The organism is Pseudonocardia sp. D17, assembly GCF_036984265.1.
GTDB lineage: Bacteria > Actinomycetota > Actinomycetes > Mycobacteriales > Pseudonocardiaceae > Pseudonocardia > Pseudonocardia benzenivorans.
Genome location: NZ_BPRG01000162.1, coordinates 1 through 1,522 on the forward strand (window position 1 = coordinate 1; position 1,522 = coordinate 1,522).

A 1,522-nucleotide genomic window follows, 5' to 3' on the forward strand; every position below is an offset into this window, starting at 1 on the left:
CGATGACACCCTCTGTGTCAACCTCAAGATCGTCAGGCTGCGGTCGGTGGGTTGAGTTGGCGGGCTGCCCCGCCATGGCGGGCGGGGTCGTAGGGCTGTCCGTTGTTCCAGCAGCGCCAGATCACTCGAACCCAGGCTCTGGCGAGGATCCGGATCGCGTGCGGATGGTCCTTGCCGCCGGCGATAGCTCGCCGGTAGATGCCGGCGGCCCAGGGACTGGAGTGGCGGGAATTGTCGGCGAAGGTGGTCAACGCGACGCGCAGCCGCTTGTTACAGGCCCAACGGAAACTCACCGCGTGGTGCTTGCCCGACGCGCGGGTGACCGGGACCAGCCCGGCGAGGGCAGCGATGGCATCCGGTCCGGAATAGGCGTCGGGTTCGGCGAGCTCAGCGCGGATCTGGGCGGCGTTGACCAGTCCGGCGCGGGGGAAGCTGGTGAACACCTTTCCGTCGGGGTGGGCGTGCAGGTGCGCGGCGTTGGACCGGTCGAGGTCCTTGATCGCTGTGTTGAGCGCGGTCAGGACCGCGATCAGGGCGAGGACGGCGTCGCGCAGCGCGTCGGACACGACTGCGCCGCTGACACCGGCCGGTGCGGCGCGCAGCCGGGTGAGCAGCTCGGCGGGGCTGCGACGTCCGGAGTAGCCGTGCTTGATGCAGAACGCCGCCATCCGCTTCTCCCCGAGGTGCGCGGCATGATCGGGGGTCGGATAGCGGTGAAGGAACGCCAGACTGATCGCCGAGGTCACCTCGGCGAAGATCTCCTTCGCCCCGGGCCAGGCCGTGTCCAGCAGCGCGGCGAGCTGGTTGCCCGCCGCGACACGGGCGGCGACCAGATCCGAGCGGGTGCGCGACACCAGACGCAGCGCGCGGGTGTCCTCGGACAGGGGGGTCGCCGCCCGCAGCCGATGCGCGCGCAGACGCAGGTACTCGGCGATCACGTGAGCGTCACCGGGATCAGACTTCGCCCCGGAGATCACCTCACCCTCACGCCAGGTCTTGATCGCGTTCGGCTTCACCGCCACCACCGGGTAGCCGGCGGCGAGCAGCGCGTCGACCAGCCGCCCGTCCGGGCGCTCGATGGCCACCGGCACCCCGCCCGGCTCACCCAGCTTGGCGAGTCGGCGGATCAGACCGGTGAACCCCGCCGCGGTGTGCTCCACGCCGAACCCGGTGACTCGACGCCCGGACGAGTCGAGAACGCATACCGCATGGTTCGTCGCGGCCCAGTCGATCCCCACGAAGTACTCGGCACCCACCAGCGACACGTTCGTCGCCTTCCTGTCCACAGTGGGCAGGACACGGTCGAGAGCCCGGCCCCGAGTCGAGTGGTCACTGACCGGCACTCAACACCGCAGCAGCCCTCTGTCGTCGATCTCAGACCGGGCAGGAACCGGGGGCGGCAGTGTCATCGCGGCCGTCTCACGGCGACCGACGCGGGCCGTCACCCCGGCTCCCGACCGTTTCCTACCACAGAGGCCCTCATGACCCCCGCACAGAAGAGGGTGGACCAGTGACCGACGTC

1 protein-coding gene is annotated in these 1,522 nt (G+C 70.1%); it reads right to left on the minus strand.

Annotation, left to right across the window (positions count from 1 at the left end):
- Positions 1–32: 32 nt before the first annotated feature.
- Positions 33–1,265: an IS110 family transposase gene (locus PSD17_RS23605; RefSeq protein WP_013678050.1), complete on the minus strand. Its 1,233-nt coding sequence runs from the start codon at positions 1,263–1,265 to the stop codon at positions 33–35.
- Positions 1,266–1,522 lie beyond the last annotated feature (257 nt).